The 17,813-nt window shown below is 70.3% G+C and carries 10 protein-coding genes; 8 read left to right on the top strand and 2 right to left on the bottom strand.

Annotated elements, in window-relative coordinates; translation table 11 throughout:
• Window positions 1–3: 3 nt before the first annotated feature.
• The 7 genes from KZC52_RS10405 to KZC52_RS10375 all read left to right on the top strand — a co-directional run bounded on the left by KZC52_RS10405 (window position 4) and on the right by KZC52_RS10375 (window position 10,710).
• A complete protein-coding gene (locus KZC52_RS10405; protein WP_247623978.1) occupies window positions 4–777 on the top strand; it encodes an RNA polymerase sigma factor in 774 nt (257 codons plus the stop codon).
• Between the two features lie 32 nt (window positions 778–809).
• Window positions 810–2,351 (top strand): helix-turn-helix transcriptional regulator, encoded by a 1,542-nt coding sequence (locus KZC52_RS10400; protein WP_247623977.1) that lies wholly within the window; start codon window positions 810–812, stop codon window positions 2,349–2,351.
• Between the two features lie 107 nt (window positions 2,352–2,458).
• Window positions 2,459–6,313 carry a CLIPPER-2 domain-containing protein gene (locus KZC52_RS10395; RefSeq protein ID WP_247623976.1) on the top strand — a complete coding sequence of 1,285 codons (3,855 nt, stop codon included), beginning with the start codon at window positions 2,459–2,461 and terminating at the stop codon, window positions 6,311–6,313.
• Window positions 6,314–6,607: 294 nt separating this feature from the next.
• Window positions 6,608–8,620, top strand: a complete 2,013-nt coding sequence (locus KZC52_RS10390) for an RCC1 domain-containing protein (protein WP_247623975.1) — start codon at window positions 6,608–6,610, stop codon at window positions 8,618–8,620.
• Between the two features lie 106 nt (window positions 8,621–8,726).
• Window positions 8,727–10,118: a sigma-70 family RNA polymerase sigma factor gene (locus tag KZC52_RS10385; protein WP_247623974.1), complete on the top strand. Its 1,392-nt coding sequence runs from the start codon at window positions 8,727–8,729 to the stop codon at window positions 10,116–10,118.
• Window positions 10,119–10,222: 104 nt separating this feature from the next.
• Window positions 10,223–10,459, top strand: coding sequence for a hypothetical protein (locus KZC52_RS10380; protein WP_247623973.1), 237 nt, complete (start codon window positions 10,223–10,225; stop codon window positions 10,457–10,459).
• The gene (locus KZC52_RS10375; protein ID WP_247623972.1) at window positions 10,456–10,710 is read left to right on the top strand and encodes a hypothetical protein; all 255 of its coding nucleotides are present in this window, start codon (window positions 10,456–10,458) and stop codon (window positions 10,708–10,710) included. The genes KZC52_RS10380 and KZC52_RS10375 overlap by 4 nt, the downstream gene beginning before the upstream one ends.
• Window positions 10,711–10,746: 36 nt before the next feature.
• On the opposite strand, the gene KZC52_RS10370 is transcribed toward KZC52_RS10375, so the two are convergent.
• Entirely contained in the window at window positions 10,747–11,931 is a 1,185-nt protein-coding gene (locus tag KZC52_RS10370; RefSeq protein WP_247623971.1) for a zinc-dependent alcohol dehydrogenase, read from the bottom strand.
• Window positions 11,932–12,047: 116 nt separating this feature from the next.
• Between KZC52_RS10370 and KZC52_RS10365 the strand changes: the two genes are divergently transcribed.
• Window positions 12,048–12,935: a dihydrodipicolinate synthase family protein gene (locus tag KZC52_RS10365; RefSeq protein ID WP_247623970.1), complete on the top strand. Its 888-nt coding sequence runs from the start codon at window positions 12,048–12,050 to the stop codon at window positions 12,933–12,935.
• 106 nt (window positions 12,936–13,041) lie between these two features.
• On the opposite strand, the gene KZC52_RS10360 is transcribed toward KZC52_RS10365, so the two are convergent.
• Complete coding sequence (locus KZC52_RS10360) at window positions 13,042–17,727, bottom strand: ElyC/SanA/YdcF family protein (protein ID WP_247623969.1); 4,686 nt, start codon at window positions 17,725–17,727, stop codon at window positions 13,042–13,044.
• Window positions 17,728–17,813 lie beyond the last annotated feature (86 nt).

Below are 17,813 nucleotides of genomic sequence, written 5' to 3'. Positions count from 1 at the left end.
GACATGATCGATGTGGATGGACCGACGCGCTTCGCGACGGATGCTGCGGCAGGGGATGAGAACGACCTCGCCCGTGCGACGAATGCGGGGGAGCGCGGGGCGGCCGATGTGCTGTTCACTCGGAGCATGCCGACTCTGCTGAACCTCTCGCGTGCGATCGCGGGGCGAGCGATGGAGGCGGAGGAACTGCTCTCGGTCGCCCTGCTCGCGACCTGGGAGAAGTGGTCGCAGGGTCGCGGCCCGGTCGAGAACGCCCACGCCTACATCGCGCAGACGATGCGCAATCGTCTGCGCGACGAGATGCGCGCTCCGCGGTCGCGCAACGTCGCGCTCGATGACGCCAACGTGCACGAGTTCGCGCACCACGACGAGACCGATCGCATCCACGCGGCGATCGACAACGAGATCGTCGGGGTGGCGTTCGCGCGGTTGTCGGACGAACAGCGGATGCTCCTCACCGAGGTGCTGATCAACGGTCGCAAGCCGCAGGAGGTCGCTCTCGAGCTCGGCCGTTCGTCGGGGCGGGTGAGCTCGGCGGTGTACCGCGCGAAGGCCGCGCTGCGGACCGAGCTGGTGGCCGAGTGCCTTCGGCGGGCGTGCCCCGGGGCGGGGTGCGGCACCGACCAGGAGGGGATCGCTTTGCTGGTGGGTGCGAAGCACACGTGGAATGCCGGTCATCCCGCCGTGGCCGCGGCGCACGAGTGCCCCGGATGCCGGGCGGGCCTGCAGGCCTATGCGGCGCTGCCCGGGGCGCAGTCCGTGACGGTCGCCGCGTGAGCGCTCCGGTCGACGGCACGGACCTCTGAGTCATGTCGTCGTACATCAGCGCCGTCTCCGAAGCGGCGCTCACCGAAGCGCTGGACTCGGGCGACGAGGATGCCGTCGCTGCTGCACTCACCCTGCACGTGTGGCCCTTGCTCAACGCCCACTACGACGCCTTCGAGCAGGCCTTCCGATCACTGCCCGTGACGGTGCGTGCCCGGCACTTCCCCCTCGAAGCGCTCGGGCAGCTCGCGATGGTGGCCGGGTCGCAGCGCGCCCGCGAGGTGCTGCTCTTCGATCATCGCCGGGTCGCGGCGAAGGAGGCCGGTGGCATCCACTTCGTGCAGCTCCTCGCCGCACGGCTCGCCGGCGACTACTCCGCGGCGAACCGATCGGCTTCCCGCCTCGCCGACTGGAGTCGTGCGGCGGAGGCCGAGGGCCTCGTCGCCGACGGGCCGGCAGCGTTCTTCATGGCGCAGAGCGGGTTCACCGAGCTGCTGAACGGACGCACGGCGACGGCCGTCCGCCGATTCGGACAGGCCCGGCGGATGGCGGCGACCGCCACGCTGCACGACAGCGAACGTGACGCTCTCGGCAAGTCCGCGCTCGCGCACATCGTGCGCGGATCGATCGCCAGCGCTCGGCAGGCCCTCGCGCTGGCCCAGGAACACCCGGTGCGCGCCCCCACCGTCTTCCAGCGCTTCTCGGCGAGCACGGAGCGCGCAGCACGGGCACTCATCGCCGTCGAGCAGCAGAACGACGCCGCGTCGGCGCTCGCGCCCCTTACGCTTCTGGAGTCCGCCGACGAACTCTGGCCGTTCAAGCTGCTCGCCCTCGCGCGTGACGCCCTCGCCCGCGAGTCCCCCCTCGAAGCGCTCGAGTTCGTTACGGTCGCGCAGTCGACCCAGCTCATCCCCGCGCGCTCCCTCGCCTCCGACGCGGTGACGGCGCTGCGGGTCGACGCGTTCCTCGCGATGGATCAGCCCCTCGCCGCATCGCGCGTGAGCGACAACGACGAGACCGGCATCCTCACCCGTCTCGCGCGCATGCGCGTGGCCATCCGCTCGGGCGATCGGGAACGCGCTCGCCGCCTCAGCACGGTGATCGTCTCCGACCCTGATGCCACCCCGCACGTGCAGCTCGAGTCGCGTCTGCTGCTCGCCTGGGCCGATGTGCTCGACGAGGCCTCGCTGAGCCCCGCGACGGCCGCGATGGCCACCGCCTATGCGGCGCAGGGCGGGGCGCGCCTGTTCACGGGGGTGCCGGGGTACGTGCTCGAGGCGTTGCGCGGACTCGTGCGCGACCCCGACTCGATCCCGCTCTCCGAGTCGTCGACGCTGACGGTCGGTCAAGCTCTGCTGCGGCATCCGCTCACGCATCGAGAACGACGCGTGCTGGTTGCCGCGTCGACGTCGGCCTCGCTCGCCGAGATGGCCGTCGAGCTCAAGGTCTCGCGCAACACGGTCAAGACGCAGCTCTCGTCGCTGTACCGAAAGCTCGGCGTCGGATCGCGGGCGGATGCCGTCGCCGCCGCGACCCGTTTGGGGCTGCTGGGAACGACCCCCCTCATCGATCCAGACGACGTGTGACACGGCATCCGCCCCGTCCCGGTGATGTTCCGGGCCGTCGCTCGTCTAGTTAAGGATCGCTGGCGCTCGGCGCCGGCCGCACACCATCTGGACGGGGAGGAAACGGAATGAGTAACGAGAGAGGACCGCGCGGGGGCGTGGTCGCACGAGGAGGCGCTCGGCGGGCGTGGCTGGCGGGGGTGCTGTCGTTCATCCTGGCCGTCACCGGTCTGCTGAGCGTTCCCGCTGCCGCCCAGGCGGCCACCGGCGATTACACCCTGACGCTCGACGCTCCGGAGAGCGTGGGCATCGGCAGCAACTTCAACTACACCGCGACGCTCGAGTTCGAGGGCGTCGACAGCGCGAACCCGGCGACGGGCGTGGTGCTCACGACCGTGCTGCCCGAGGGCACGTACTTCCTCTCGGTGCCGACGGGCGGCGCATCGCCGGTCGCGAGCTACAGCTACGATCCGGCGACCCGCACGCTCGTGCTGACGCTCGCCGACACGACGCAGCCGCTGCTCGCCATCGTCTACACGGTCGGCCAGGACCGGTACGAGCAGAAGCATGAGGGAACGACCCTCACCACGACGATCAGTGGTGTCGGAGGCCCCAGCGGCCCCGTCGCCTCGGAGTCGGCCATCACGGCGGTGACGGGAGATAACAACTACTCCGCCAGTAAGACATTCGAGGTGATCACCGGTGGCGACAACCGCACCGTGACGTATCGCTTCAATGTGCGCACCAGCAACCCCGACGCCGGCAACACGTTCGCCTCGTGGGGCCAGGAGCTCACCGACACGTTCCCCGCCGGTACGGAGTTCGTCGCGGCGTCCGCCGCCTTTAACGGCGGTTCGTGGGACACCTCTGCCTGGCCGACCGCCGTGTGGTCGCGTGACGGTCGATACGGCCCCGACGGGCAGGTCGTCGACCCGTCCGCCCAGGCGATCTGGCTGACCGTACGCTACCCCGAGACGGTTCCCGGGTGGGAAGAGGGCCAGCGCCCTCCGATGAACACCGTGCAGCTCGAGACGACGGATGCCGCGGGCGTGCCGCACGCGGGAACGCCCGCGAACACGCAGGGTCCGGCCTTCGCTCCCGGTGGCGGCGCGGCCGTCGTCGGCTCGAAGAGCGACGAGGGGCCGGTATCGGCCGGATTCCTGAGCCACCTCACCCACACGGCCGGGTCGTACACCGGGCCGTCGGATGCTCCGAACATCGACCAGCTCGTACTCACCGACTCGGGAGCGACCGGTTCGCCGAACGCCTCGTGGTTCCGTCATGTCGACATCCAGCAGATCCTCGTCACCTTCTCGAGCGGCCTCGCCGCCGCCGACCTGCCGTACACCCTGGAGTACCAGCTCGACGGGTCGAGCACCTGGAACACCTATACGGGAGCGATCTTCGGTACCGGCCGCACGAGCGCGGGCCTGAACGTCGCCGTGCAGGTCGACGGATCTGGCGGATGGGTCAACCCCGGTCAGGACTCGCTCATCCTCCCGGCCGGTTCCGGTCTCTCGGGCTGGCGCCTGACCATCGCCCCGGGAGCCGAGACGGTTCCCGTCGGTTCCGAGGCGAAGGTGCGCATGGCGTTCCAGCCCGTCTTCCGCGATGTCGAAACCGGCGTGCAGCCGTCGGATGCCGCGCCCGGCGTCTCGCCCGGCCCGCAGACCAACACGGTCGCGGTCACCGGTGGCGGACTCGCCGGTGAGGCATCCAGCACGATCACCCCGATCGACTCGGTCTACGTGACGACCAATCTCGGAGTGCCCTCGTCGCTGTCGGTCGGCGGACCGAGCGGGCTCGTCACGGCGGGCATCGTCAACCAGAACCCGTCCGAGACGTACACCGACTCGCAGCTGCGCGTCGTTCTGCCCTGCGGTCTCTTCTACGACACCTCGCAGGCCATCGTGCCGGTGAACGCCGTATACGCGGGCATCCCTGCCACTCCGGCACTGGGTGCGGGCGCGACGCTCGACGCCACCGGGCGCGTGCTCGACGCCGACGGCTGCGAGCAGCAGGTGCTGGTGTTCTCGTTCGACGAGCTGCCGCCGATGCGGGCGCCGCAGGCCGCGAACAACCGTTACACCGAGAACGCCGGATGGAAGTACAGCATCCCGGTGATCGCGCTGGCGCAGGCGTACGACCCCGACAACACCTCGGTGCGTTCGTACTCCTACGCGACGGTCAACGATCCGCGCTTCCTGTCGGTGGCCGATGGCGGTACCGCGCCGGCCACCGTGGGCATGATCGGCTACGGCGGATTCTTCGGTGCGGACGATCGCGACTTCGACCCGGCGCGCGAGTCGGTCGCCGTCGCCACGGCTCGCACCTCGATCAACACGGCCGGTGGTCTGCTGATCTCGAAGCTCTCCAGCGCCTCGGCGAGCGGCCCGTGGGCACTCGAGACCGAGGTCGGAGCATCGTCGTTCTGGCAGATCTACGTGAGCGACATCCTGCCCGACCCGGTCACCGACACCGTGGTGTTCGACAAGCTGCCGAGCATCGCGGACGGCGATGACTTCGATACGCGTCTCACCGGACCCATCACCGGCGCCCCGGACGGCGCGTCGGTCGAGTACTCGACCGACGCGGCCAGCGCCACCACCGGAACGTGGAGCACGGAGCCTGTCGGGGCCACCGCTTTCCGCATCTCGGCGGGAACGCTGACCAGCGGGGCGAACTTCACGCTGGTCGTGCCGGTGGAGAACCTGGGCGAGCTGAGCTACGGCCAGCGCGACACCAACGTGGCGTCGATCTCGGGCGTCTACCGCGGCACTCCGGTCGAGTTCGTCTCGAACGAGGCGGCTGTGACCGTTCTCGCGACGCCGAGCTTCTCGCTCGTGAAGAAGACGAACGGGGTCGAGTACGACGCCGCACCGGGTGCCCTCGTGGCGGCCGGGTCGACCGTGACGTGGACCTACGAGGTCACGAACACGGGCGACGCGCCTCTCGACGACATCGCGGTGTCGGATGCCTTCACCGATGGCTCCGGAACGACGGGTACGTTGACCCCGACGAGCGAGGCCGACGGTCCGCTCCTGCCGGGTGAGACGCGCACCTTCGAAGCGACGGGGACCGCGGTCTCCGGTCAGTACCAGAACACCGCCACGGCCACCGCGACCGCGGTCGACGACGAGGGTGCGGCTCTGCCGCAGCAGCCCGCGCCGCAGATCGACGACTCCTGGTACCTGGCGGGCGAGTCGGGCCTGTCGATCGTCAAGACGACGAACGGCGAAGAGGTCACCTCGGCTCCGGGTCTCTGGCTCACGCCGGGCAGTGACGTCGAGTGGGCGTACACGGTCACGAACACCGGGCAGCTTCCGCTGATCGACGTGCTCGTCACCGACGTCGACTCCGAGGGCACGCTCGTGTTCGAAGACGTCATCGATCGCCTCGAGCCGGGCGAGAGCGTCACGCTCACGGCCTCGGGAACCGCGATCGTCGGCCAATACCGCAACACGGTGACGGCCGAGGCATCCGATCCCGCCGGCGAGGGAACGCTCGTCGCCGCCGATGACTCGTGGTACTTCGGCGTCGAGTCCGGTCTCGCGGTCGACAAGCTCGTTTCGGCTGCCGAGAACGGGCCCTGGACCGAGACCGTCGAGGTCGCGTCGGGGGCTGCGACGTACTGGCAGCTCACGGTCACCAACACGGGAAACTCGCCCCTGACCGACGTGGTTCTCAACGACCCGAAGCTCGACCAGTCGATCACCGTCGGTGATCTGCTGCCGGGTGAGGCGGCTGTTGTGGTGCTCGAGCTGGAGCGCACGACGCAGAACATCGAGAACGTCGTCACCGCGGCCGGTGCCGATCCGCTCGGCGGCGCGGTGACCGACTCCGACGACGCGTCGGCGACGGTGATCGTTCAGGGCCTCGCCATCACCGGTGGCGGGCTCGCGGTCGGATTCCTGGTGTTCGCACTGGGTCTGATCGCCGCGGGTGCGTTCTTCGTGATCCGCCGACGCCGCACGGCCGAGTAGCCGGCGGCTGACGCCCTGAGAGCGCCCGGGCATCCCTCGAGAGAGCGGATGCCCGGGCGCTCCGTCGTGGACGGAATGGCTTGCACATGAGTTCCACTGAATACCCGTTCAGCGGTAAAGAAGTATTCAGTTGCATATATCTCCGGAACCCCAGTAGCCTCCGAGACGACGGTGCGTCAGATTCTCTGCGTTCATCCGTTGTCACTTATGCGTCGGCTACCCGGGCCGACCTGGTCGGCCACCCTGCCGACCGAGGGGAGGGGCGCCGTCGTGCGCCCGGAGATGAGGAAACCGATGGGGGAGTACACGAAAGACGCGCGCTCGACGCGCAGACGAAAGACTCGCGGACTGGGGATCGCCACGGTCCTCGGCGCCGCAGCGGCGGTGGCTCTGTCACCGCTGGCGGCCTCGGCCGCACCGACGCCCGACGCCGGCCCGACGATCGGGGGCGCGACCGTGAGCGACACCGTGATCGGTGTGCGGTTCACGGACGTCTCGGCCGACCTCGGACCGTCGTACGCGCTCGGCGACGACGGCAACGCCTACGCCTGGGGCCTCAACTCGCTGGGACAGCTCGGCGACGGCACCACCACGAACCGCCTTACCCCGGTTCGGGTGGCGGCGCCCGCCGGCGTGACCTTCACCGAGGTCGCGGGCGGTGAGGGCTTCGCGATCGCCCTCGACCCCACCGGTCAGGCCTACTCATGGGGACAGGGTCCCTACGGCCAGCTCGGTGACGGCGACACGCAGAGCCGCACCGCGCCGGTCGCGGTGCAGATGCCCGCGGGCATCACCTTCACCGATGTCGATGCGGGCTCGTACCACTCGCTCGCCGTCGGTTCCGACGGCCTTCTCTACGGCTGGGGCTACAACGGGCAGGGGCGCATCGGCGACGGCACCACCACCCAGCGGACCGCTCCGGTGCAGCTTCCCACCCCGGCGGGCGTGACCTTCACCACCGTCGACGCGGGGAGCACGTACTCGCTGGCCCTCGCGAGTGACGGATCGATCTACGCCTGGGGCCAGAACTACTCCGGCACACTCGGCGACGGCACGCAGAACGACCGGGCGACCCCTGCTCTCGTGCAGACACCCGCTGGCGTGACCTTTACGCAGATCTCGGCGGGCAACAGCCACGCGCTGGCACTCGCCTCCACCGGCGAGGTCTACGCCTGGGGATCGAACCTCGGCGGACCGATCGGCACCGGCGACACCTCGGGCGACCCCGTGCTCACCCCCGCGATCAGCGCGATCCCCGCGGGGGTGACGATCGCGCAGATCAGCGCGGGTTCGTCGTACTCCCTGGCTCTCGACAGCAGCGGTCAGCTCTATTCGTGGGGCGCCAACGACAACGGCACGCTCGGCACCGGCACCACGACCGGCCGTTACGTTCCGGGTCTCGCGCAGCTGCCCGCAGGAGTGACGTTCACCTCGATCGACGCCGGCTCGCAGCACGCGCTCGCCACCGGCTCCGACGGCAAGACGTACTCCTGGGGCGTCAACAGCATCGGCATGCTCGGCGACGGAACCAGCCAGAACCGCCGCGCCCCGGGGCTCGTGCGCACGCAGGTCACCGTCACCGGCGTGACCTTCGACGGCATCCCCGGCACCGACCTCGTGCAGAGCGACGGCGCCTGGAGCGTCACGACACCCGCGTACTGCGGACCGTCCGACGTGGCCGTCTCGTACACGCAGTTCGGCGTCGCGGCATCCGTGGTCTTCGATGACGGCTATGTCTTCGGCTCCGCCCCGACGATCACCGAGAGCCCCACGCCCTCGGTCGTGGTGGCCGGTCAGTCGGCGACGCTGACGGCCGCGGCCGACGGCGACGACGCACCGACTGTGCAGTGGCAGCAGGCGCTCACGGCGGGAGGCCCGTGGGAGGACATCGTGGGGCAGACCTCGACCTCGATCACGGTGAACCCCACCGACACGACGTACTACCGCGCCGTGTTCACCAACTGCCTGGGCCAGGCGATCACCGAGCAGGCGACCATCAGCCTGCGCGCCTCGACCGGCGACCCGGGAACAGGCGACCCGGGAACCGAGAACCCCGGAACGGAGAACCCCGGAACGGACGATCCCGGCACCGAGAATCCCGGCACCGATGAGCCCGGTACCGAGAACCCGGCGGGCGGCGGCAGCAGCGCGCCCGGCGCGGGTGCGAGCTCGAACGGCAGCGCCTCGGCGGACGCGACCCTCGCGCTCACCGGTGGCGGAGCGCCCTGGGCTCCGATCGCGATCGGCGGGGGACTGCTCCTCGTCGGTGCGGCCGGATTGCTCCTGCGCGGGAGGCGGTTGGTCTGACGACCGCACGCGTCGAATCGGCGGCACCGGATGACCGGTGCCGCCGATTCGCGTTGGTCCCGGGCGGGCGGGAGTGCAGGACAATGATGATCGGGGAGGTCGTCAGATGGCAGTACGGGCACGGCAGCGCACGATCGATCCGGCGATCCTGCGCGAATACGCGGAGGACGACCGGCTCAGCGCGGCCGCCAACGCGGGCGATCGCGCGGCCGCCGGCATGTTCCTGCTCCGCAACCAGCGGATGCTTCTCACCACCGCGCGCCGACTCGCCACCAGCGGTATCGACCCCGACGACCTGCTCGCCGATGCCCTCGTCGGCCTGCTCTCGCTCTGGAAGAGCGGCACCGGACCGAAGGAGAAGGCGGGGGCGTACGTGATCCGCTCCATGCGCAACCGCATGATCGACGAGTTCCGCTCGCCGCGCTCTCGCGTGCTGCCGCTCGTCGATACCGAAGACAACCTGCCGACGGTGATGCAGGACACGCGGCACATCGAGCTCGACACCGAGTACCGTCGCGTGCGCACAGCGCTGCTGCTGCTTCCCGACGATCAGCAGCAGGTGCTGCGCGCCACGATCATCGACGGACGCAAACCCGCCGAGCTGGAGGATGAGCTCGGGCGGCCGGCGTCGTCGATCTACGCCCTCAGTCTGCGCGCCCGCAAGGGACTGCGCCGCGCCATGCTCCGGGTGATCCTCGAAGAGGACGATCCGCCCGCCGAGTGTCGTCACGCGGCCACGAGACTCCCCCCGGTGGTCACCGAAGACGTCGACGACGCCGCGGACTCGACCGGCATGGAGCACATCCGCGACTGCCCCCGTTGCCGCGCCGCGTGGGGTCGATTCGGCACCACGGCCACGCTGCTCGGCGTCGCCACCGTGCTGCTGATCGGCAACATCGTGCTCGGCCCCACCAGCGCCGAGGCATCCGAGGAGCCCACGAGCGACGCGGAACCATCGGCCGAGTCGCCGTCAGTCGGATCACCGTCGGTCGGATCGAGCACGCCGAGCGTGAGGGGTGGGGCCGCGGCGTCCGTCTGGCAGGTACTGGGCAACATCTGGCCGGTGCTCGCGATCGTCACGGGTCTCGGCATCCTGGGCGTGGTCGTCGTGCCGCCCGTGATCGAGCAGATCGCCGCCCCGGCGCCGATCGTCTCCGAACTCGTCGTCACCTCCGACATCACCGGGCAGGGCACGGCGACTCTCGCCGTCTCGCTCACCGGGCGCGAGGAGTCGTCGACCGTCTCTCTCACCCTGCCCGAGGGACTCGCGGTGGTCGCGTCCCCGACCGGGTGGGAATGTCGGCCTACGGGTGCCGCGCTCGTCTGCACGGTCGAGGGGCAGCCGGACGGCTTGTTCGTGCTCAGCGACGACCGGGCCGAACAGGTCGGCGACTACCGCCTCGAGGTCTCGGCCGTCATCGGTGACCAGACCCTCACCGGCAGCGCCTGGGGCCAGATCGGTCCCGATTCGCAGACCGTCCGCGCGTCGATCGACTGAGCGCGGCGTCTACGTGCCGAACGGATGCCTGTCAACGGGCATCCGTTCCCGGCTCGTCGCGGGCACGCTGGAATCCGCACGACCGACGACGAGAGGAGCACGACATGTCGAATCCCGAGGGTCTCATCAACTCCTTCGGCGCCGAGGAATCGGCGATCCGCCCCGAGGAGGAGGACCTGATCGCGGAGGAGCACGCCGAATCCGACGACGAGGTGTCTGCGGAGGAGCGCATCGCCGGCCAGGACGCGATCGGCGGCGGCGTCAACACCGATCCCGACCTCGGACTCGCGAGCTCGCCGTCGGACATCTCGGCCGCCGACCTTTCCGACGGCAACTCATGAGCGGGTCGGACTCGAGCGCAGACATGCCGACCGGAGCCGAGGCCGAGGAGCGCATCGCGGAGCTGCTGGAGCAAAGACAAAGCGACGGAGTCGGGGTGGACGACGTACCCGCGGGTGGCGGCGGTGCCGACTCCGGCGCGGCCGGCGCAGTGGGGGTCGACGACGACACGGATGCCGCGGCATCCGCCGACGCCGATTCTTACGACTCCGCGCATAACGACGAGCCGGGGGTCGGCAACCGCCGCCCGTGACGCCGCCCGTGACCTCGCGGGTGGGCGGGCACGGCCTCAGGCCGCTGACGGGTGCAGTACGACCTTGATGCAGCCGTCCTCCTTCTTCTGGAACATGCTGTACAGCTCGGGCGCATCCTCGAGCGGAGCGTGATGGGTCGTCAGGTCCATCACCCCGAGCGGATCGGCGGCGTCCTCCACCAGCGGCATGATGTCGTCGATCCAGCGCTTGACGTTGCACTGCCCCATACGCAGGCTGATCTGCTTGTCGAACAGCGTCTTCATGGGCATGATGTCGGCGTCTCCCGCGTAGACACCGCTGAGCGAGACCGTTCCCCCGCGACGCACCGCGTCGATCGATGCGTACACGGCGGCGAGGCGATCGATGCCTGCCTTGTCGAGCAACTGGCGCGCGGCGGCGTCGGGGAGCAGCCCCACCGCCTTCTGCACGAACTCCACTCCGGCGTTGCCGTGCGCCTCGAGACCGACGGCATCCACCACTCCGTCCGCGCCGCGGCCCTCGGTGAGGTCGCGCAGCTCTTCGACGATCGTGTCGGTGAGATCGAAGGTGTCGATGCCGTGACGCTCGGCCATCGCGCGGCGTTCCGGAACGGGATCGACGGCGAGCACCCGGTAGCCGCGGTGCCGACCGATGCGAGCGACGAACTGACCGACGGGGCCGAGCCCCATCACCGCGAGCGTGCCGCCCTCGGGCACCTCGGCGTACTCCACGCCCTGCCATGCGGTGGGGAGTATGTCGCTGAGGAAGAGGTATCGCTCGTCGGGGAGGTCGGCGCCGATCGGGATGTGGTTGTAATCGGCCAGGGGCACCCGCAGGTACTCCGCCTGTCCGCCCGGAACCTGGCCGTAGAGCTTGGTGTAGCCGAAGAGTGCCGCCCCGCTGCCGTACTCGCGCACCTGCGTGGTCTCGCACTGCGACTGGAACCCGTGCGTGCACATGAAGCACTCGCCGCAGGAGATGTTGAACGGGATGACCACCCGGTCGCCGACCTTGAGCTTCGTCACGCCCGCGCCGACCTCGACGACGATCCCCATCGGCTCGTGGCCGAGCACGTCGCCGCGGTCGATGAACGGTCCGAGCAGCTCGTACAGGTGGAGGTCGGACCCGCAGATCGCCGAGGACGTGATGCGGATGACGGCATCCGTCGGTTCCTGGATGACGGGGTCGGGCACCTCCTCGACCGTCACGTTGCGGGTGCCCTGCCAGGTGAGTGCCTTCATCGTGTGCTCCGATCCGTGGGTGTCGTCCCACCGTCGTCGCGGTCGGCGACGCCGGCATACCCGGTTGACAGGCCCCGGTGAGGGTGCTTCGGCGGTACGCGCAATACGCTGGTCGGGTGCTCACCGGTCTCAGCGCTTTTCCGCTCACCCCGATCCGCGACGACCGGGTCGATCTCGCCGCCTACGCCGGACTGATCGACCGTCTCGCCGCGGCGGGGGTCGATTCGATCGGCGCGCTCGGCTCGACCGGTTCGTACGCCTATCTCGACCGGCAGGAGCGTCGGGCCGTGGCCGTCGCCAGCGTCGAACACTCCCGGGGGATCCCGGTGGTGGTCGGAGTGGGCGCGACGCGCACCTCGCACGTGCAGGCGCTCGCTGATGACGCGCAGGATGCCGGGGCGTCCGCCGTGCTCCTCGCCCCGGTGAGCTATCAGCCCCTCACCGACGATGACGTCTTCGGGCTGTACGCCGACGTGACCGCGGGCCTCTCGGTGCCGCTCGTCGTCTACGACAACCCCGGCACGACCCGGTTCACGTTCTCGCTCGACCTGTACGCGCGGATCGCGGAGCTCCCGCAGGTCGCGGCGATCAAGATCCCACCGGTCGGAGGGGTCGACGCGTCTCGGGCCCGTGTCGCGGAGATCCGCGCAGTCGTGCCGGAGCACGTGCGCATCGGCATCTCGGGCGACGGGGTCGCGGCGGCCGGCCTGCTCGGCGGGTGCGACACGTGGTTCACCGCGGTCGGGGGCACGCTGCCACAGTCGATGCTCGCGATCGCGCGCCCCGCGCTCGCCGGAGAAGAGGTGGCGCTGACGGCATCCGCCCGCCTGCAACCGCTCTGGGACCTCTTCGCCGTGCACGGAAGCGCGCGTGTCACCGCGACGATCGCCGAGCATCTCGGCCTGGTCGCCGCCCCCTCGCTGCCCCGGCCCCTGCGCGGACTCGACGGCGTGGATCGCGCGCGAGTGGTCGCCGTGGTGGAGGAGCTGGGGCTGCGCGACTGAGGCGGGTGAGTGCGAGACGGCCCTTCGTCTCGTCGCTGCGCTCCTCGCTCAGGAACCGGGTTCCTGAGCGAGGACAGCGAGACGAAGGGCCGCCCCTCGATTCGCGTTACTCGGCCGCGGCTCGGCGGCGGCGGGCGACGACGAGCGTCGTTCCTCCGGCGGCGAGCAGGATGCCGAGGGCCAGAGCGCCGAGCGCGAGCTGTCCGCCGGTCGTGGCGAGTCCGTCGGGATCGGCGGCACCGCCACCGGTGCCCGGGGTCGTGCCCTCCCCCGCGCCGGGGTCGGTACCCTCACCCGTCCCGGGGTCGGTACCCGGATCCGTCCCCGGGCTCCCGCTCTCGACGAGTCCGTCGATCGCCGCGCGCAGTGTCTCCGTTGCACGCGCGATGGTCGCGGCATCCGTACCGAGGTCACCGGCCACGGCCCGCGCCTCGACGAGAGCCGACTGCAGAGCCGCGAAGCTCGCCGTCGTCCACCCGTCCGCCGTGATGGCAGCCGCCTCGGCGATCGTCTGCTCGAGAGCGGTCGCATCGGCGAGGCGCACCGTGATGTCGAACGTCTCGCTGCGGGTCTCGCCACGATCCGTGAACGTCACCGTGACGGTGCGGACACCGGCCGACGAGGCGTCGAAGCCCGTGACCGTCACGAGCGGGGTCACGTGGAGCGTCGATCCGTCGGCGTACGAGGCGATGACCGCCAGGCCGTCGTCGTCGAACGCGTCGCCCACCAGGTACGCGCTCTTGGCCGGGGCCGTGAGGGCGATCGCATCGAGCGCCGCCACCGCCGGAGCGTTCGCGGCGAAGGTGTTGTACTCGCCGCGCACCCCCAGCACATCGGCGATGTTCTCGGCGATCGTGCGCTTCGTGCCGTCGTCGGCCGCCGGGGCTCCGAACGAGAACAGCTGGAACACGTCGTTGATCGCGATGTGGCCCGACTCGGCGATGACGCGTCCGTCGGCGTTGTGCGAGGCGGCGTAGGTCGCTCCCGAGCTGTAGACCGCGAGCGTGCGGCGCATGACCGACGCGCTCGTGATCACCGTGTACGACGAGTCGCCGCGCGCGCTGAGTGCGAGCATGGCGTGCTGCGCTCCCTGCACCAGGCTCGACGAGGTGTCGACGACGACGATGCGGTCGGCCGCGACGCCGTTGGCGAGCAACCAGGTGCGCTGCGCACCGGCCTCGGTGATGCCGTTGCGCGCGGCTCCGCCGACCACGGTGACCGTCGATCCGGGGTTCGCGGTGAGCGCCTCGACCGCGATGCGCAGACGCGCGAGCGACGTCTCGGTGAGCGAACCGTCGTCGTTCAGCTGCGAGCCGGGCACGATGAAGGTGTGACCCTTCGCCGGGACCTCGGCCACGGCATCCGCGAACTCGGTCATCGTCAGCGCACCGTTCCACCGCTCGGCCAGGTCGGCGAGACGGTCGGCGTACTCGGGCGAGAACGCGCGGATCTGCGAGACGACGCGCAGGGCGTCGACCGCGTCGCCGAGGCGCTGCGCGTTGACGAAGCGGCCGACGAGCTGGCGCTGCACGCCGTTGTAGGCGTCGGTCTCCACGTTCACGCCCCACACCTTCGCGACGTTCTGCGTGATCGAGTCGCGCTCCGAGATCGAGGGCGGGTTCTCGGACGTGCGGTTGTCCATGTACGCGAGGTTCGCGACCGAGACGGGAGTGGATGCCGTGCCATGACGCAGCTGCGCCGACAGCGCCGCCGCCTCGAACACGACCGTCGCGCGACGCAGGTGCGAGGCGCTCGACACCAGCGTGTAGCTGGTGATCGACGGGTCGGCCACGAGCATCTCCATGGTGTTGATGCCGTTGGTCGGGGTGTCGGTCGCCGCATTCTCGAAGATGATGCGGTCTTCGGAGATCCCCTGGCCGAGCAGCCAGGCGCGCATGACGCCGGCCTCTGTCTGGCCGTTGCGCACGACGCCGCCGGTGACGACGATGCGGGAGTTCGGGTAGGCGTCGAGACCGGCTTTCGCCTGCTCGAGACGACGGATGAGCTCGGGCTGAGCCGTGCCGTCGTTGTTCAGCGCGTAGCCGAGGATGATGAAGACGTGGCCCTGCTGCGGGAGTCCCGCGGGCACCGTCTCGTTGATGCGGAACGCCGTGTTCGCGGCATCCCACGTCTCGATGAGCTGCGACCACGCGGCCGAGAGCGCGGGCGAGGTGTCGCCCATGCGCGCGGCCGACAGGGCGGCATCGGCGGTGAGGTTGTTGCGCATCTGGCTGATCGCGCGCGGCACGAAGGCGTCGGCCACGGCGGCATCCGGTGCGGTCACGACATCGACGGGCTCGGCGACGGCACGGAGCACGGGGCGCTTGGCCTCGTCGCTCCACTGCCAGACGGTGTCGAAGTCCCAGCCGAGGGCGGTGAAGGTCGCGGCATCCTGCAGCTCGCGGGCGGACTTCGGTGCGCCCTGCAGGTTGTCGGCCGACCCGCCGTTCACGGCCCAGCCGTTGACGGTGATCGTGTTCAGGGCGAGGTTGTCGCGCAGCGTCGGGTTGCCGACGCCGACCAGGCGCCCGGCGTTGCCGCTCGTACCCTGCACGGCGCCCGCGAGCGCGACGTTGCCGGTGATCTGCGCGCCGCCGTTGCCGACACCCGCGATGGATCCGACGTTCGCGTAGGCCGCGGTGACGGTGACGGTCGTGTAGTTGTCGCGCACGATCGCCGAGCTGTCGTTCCACGCGGTGATGCCGCCGGTCTCCCACTGTCCCGACGCGCGGCCGGTGCTGTAGGTGTTCGTGACGGTGCCCCAGTTGTTCGACACGATGACGCCGCTGCGGTGCCCGCCGGTGACGACGCCGCCCCGCACGAACACCTGGTCGATGGTGCCGTAGTTGTTCGCGGCGACGACCGCCGCACTGGCGTCGACGGTGAGACGCGAGACAGGGTTCACGAAACCGAGTCCGCGGATCGTGCCGTTGTTCTGCGCGACGAAGCCCTGGTTGTTGGCGGTGACGATCTCGAGGCCGGTGATGACGTGGCCGTTGCCGCGCAGTTCGCCGGTGAACACGGGGACTGGCGTCCAGCGCGCGGTCATCGTGATGTCGGCGGTGAGTTCGAACGTGCCGTCCGGGTGCTGGCGCAGCAGGTCGAGGTCGGCCTCCGATGAGATCGTGTAGACCTGCTCGGCGAGCACGGTGATGTCGGCCGTCGCGGCGACGGTGTCATCGGCGCGCAGCAGAGCGATCGTGCGGGTGCCGGTGCGGGCATCCGCCGGGATGACGACCTTGCCCGAGACCGAGCCGCCGGTCGTGGCGCGGAAGGAGCCGAGCACGGTCGCGCGGCCGTCGTCGAACACGACACGGTAGTCGGCACCGGCGTCGAGCCCGGACGCCGCGAACGCGAGCGTCGTCGAGACCTCGACCGTGTCGCCGTCGGGCAGCACGAGCACGGCGGCGCCGTCGGCGCCGATCACGGTCGGGGCGGTGCCGGTCGCGATGACCTCGACGTCGCCCGCGTCATCGACCTCGACGGTCGCGGTCATCGCCGCGGCCAGATCGATGCGCTGCCACGAGCCGGTCGGAGTGCCGGTGCGGTCGAGCGGGTAGCCCGATTCGATCTGCGTCTGGGCGAGCACCTCGGTGCGCTGCGCGTCGGTCAGCGTCGGGTAGGTGCTGCGCAGCAGAGCGGATGCCGTCGCCGGAACGGAGGGAGCGAGATCGGTCGGGCCGGTCTGCGCGAAGCCGTAGGTGAGGCGCTCCTGGAATGCTGTGATCGCCGAGGCGCGATCGGTCACGACCTGCGCCGTGCCGCCGGGAACCGCGGCGCCGGCGAACGGATCGTTCTGGAACGGCGTGCCGGTGGCGGCGCAGGCGGCGAGGTCGTCGCCGCAGTTCGCCTCGAGGTACGCGACGAGTTCGTCGCGGGCGGGGTCGATGACGTCGCGGCGGTAGGCGGCATCCGTCCATCGCTCGGCGACGAGCGCCTGACCGGCGATGCGGCCGCCCATCACGTCCAGGGGGTAGTGCATTCCCAGCACGATGCGGTTGGTGCCCATCTCGCTGACGCGCGAGAGGATGCCGGGGGCGAGCTCGGGCACGAGGGTCGCGAGGGTGAGTCCCGCGAGGTAGGAGTTGGTGGTGTGGCCCGAGGGGAACGAGGCGCTGGCGCAGTAGCCGCCGTAGCCGACACCGACGGTGCGCGGGTCGGTGAAGACGCCCGAGGAGTCGGTCATCTCGGGAACCTGCTCGATGCTCAAGCTTCCATTCGCCTCGGTGTAGGCGGTGCCGGTGCGGATGCCGGCGAGCGACGACGCGTTGTAGGTGTTCGCGTCGCAGGCCACGCCGGTGGTCGCCGGGTCGGTCGCGAGGAACGGACGCGGGTAGTTGAACGCGACCTTCGCGGCGTCGGTGTCGGCGTACCCGGCCATGCTGTTCATGAGCTCGCGGGTCTTGGGCAACTGTCCGCCGCGCAGGCCGTTGATGTAGATCGGCTGCAGGGTCGAGCCGAGACCGGTGCCCACGAGCAGCGCGGCGTCGTAGTTCGCGTCCTGCAGGGCCTTCAGCTGCTGCGCTTCGGTGGCGTGGTTGTTGATCCACACCGTGAGTTCGTCATTGTGGGCGGCTGCCGCGGCGTTCGCCACCTCGCCGTCCATCGTGCCTCGGCCGTCGGAGTGCCAGATGGCGTCGTAGCCGCCGAGGATGTCGAGGGAGTCGGGGCGTGTGCCATCGCTCGGGTAGGTCGCGGCGGTCGCCGACAACGGGGTCGCCAGGGCGACGAGGGTGGCGGCCAACGCGGCGGTGAGAACCTTCGCCGAGCGCGACCGTATCGGTTGCTTCATGAGGGATGCGTCTCCAGGGTGAGGGATGCGCGTCGGGGCACGCGCGACCTGGGGACACTAGCGGTGGCGGGGTAATCGTTCGGGTG

This window comes from Microbacterium galbinum (assembly GCF_023091225.1).
GTDB lineage: Bacteria > Actinomycetota > Actinomycetes > Actinomycetales > Microbacteriaceae > Microbacterium > Microbacterium galbinum.
Note: the sequence above shows the minus strand (reverse complement) of the source record. Positions and strands in the feature narration are given on the sequence as shown.